The sequence below is a fragment of the Salipiger mangrovisoli genome (assembly GCF_015223355.1).
Taxonomy (GTDB): Bacteria; Pseudomonadota; Alphaproteobacteria; order Rhodobacterales; family Rhodobacteraceae; genus Salipiger; species Salipiger mangrovisoli.
Genome location: NZ_JADFFK010000091.1, coordinates 1 through 1,268, shown reverse-complemented (window position 1 = coordinate 1,268; position 1,268 = coordinate 1). Strand labels below are relative to the sequence as shown.

Sequence of the window (1,268 nt, the reverse complement as noted above, 5' to 3'; positions counted from 1 at the left end):
ATGGCAAAGGAAAAGTTTGAGCGCGGCAAGCCGCACTGCAACATCGGCACGATCGGTCACGTTGACCACGGCAAGACCACGCTGACCGCAGCGATCACCAAGTACTTCGGTGACTTCAAGGCGTACGACCAGATCGACGGCGCGCCGGAAGAGAAAGCACGCGGCATCACGATCTCGACCGCGCACGTGGAATACGAGACCGACGCGCGCCACTACGCGCACGTGGACTGCCCCGGCCACGCCGACTACGTGAAGAACATGATCACCGGCGCGGCGCAGATGGACGGCGCGATCCTGGTTGTGAACGCAGCTGACGGCCCGATGCCGCAGACGCGCGAGCACATCCTTCTGGGCCGCCAGGTGGGCATCCCCGCCATGGTCGTGTTCATGAACAAGGTTGACCAGGTCGACGACGAAGAGCTGCTCGAGCTCGTCGAGATGGAAATCCGCGAACTGCTGTCGGCCTACGACTTCCCGGGCGACGACATTCCCGTGATCGCCGGTTCGGCTCTGCACGCGATGAACGGCACCCAGCCGGAAATCGGCGAGAACAAGATCCGCGAACTGATGGCGGCCGTGGACGAGTACATCCCGCAGCCGGCCCGTGCCGTGGACCAGCCGTTCCTGATGCCGATCGAAGACGTGTTCTCGATCTCGGGCCGCGGCACCGTGGTCACCGGCCGCGTCGAGCGTGGCGTCGTGAACGTCGGCGACGAACTGGAAATCGTCGGCATCCGCGACACCAAGAAGACCACCTGCACCGGTGTGGAAATGTTCCGCAAGCTGCTCGACCGCGGTGAAGCCGGCGACAACATCGGCGCCCTGCTGCGCGGCATCGACCGCGAGGGCGTTGAGCGTGGCCAGGTTCTCTGCAAGCCGGGTTCGGTGAAGCCGCACACCAAGTTCGAGTGTGAGGTCTACATCCTGACCAAGGAAGAAGGCGGCCGTCACACGCCGTTCTTCGCGAACTACCGTCCGCAGTTCTACTTCCGCACCACCGACGTGACCGGCACCGTGACCCTCCCCGAGGGCACCGAGATGGTCATGCCCGGCGACAACCTGAAGTTCGCCGTGGAACTGATCGCCCCGATCGCGATGGAAGACGGTCTGCGCTTCGCAATCCGCGAAGGCGGCCGCACCGTCGGCTCCGGCGTCGTGTCGAAAATCATCGAGTGATGATCTGCTGCCCGGTCTACGGACCGGGCGGACATAGGGAAGGGGCCGCCCATCGGGCGGCCCCTTTTCCTTGCCGCGGCCCCGCATGGCGC

At 64.7% G+C, this 1,268-nt stretch carries 1 protein-coding gene; it reads left to right on the top strand.

Features of this window, described 5'->3' with window-relative positions:
• The gene (gene tuf, locus IQ782_RS29585) at positions 1–1,176 is read left to right on the top strand and encodes an elongation factor Tu (protein ID WP_194138237.1); all 1,176 of its coding nucleotides are present in this window, start codon (positions 1–3) and stop codon (positions 1,174–1,176) included.
• Positions 1,177–1,268: the final 92 nt, after the last annotated feature.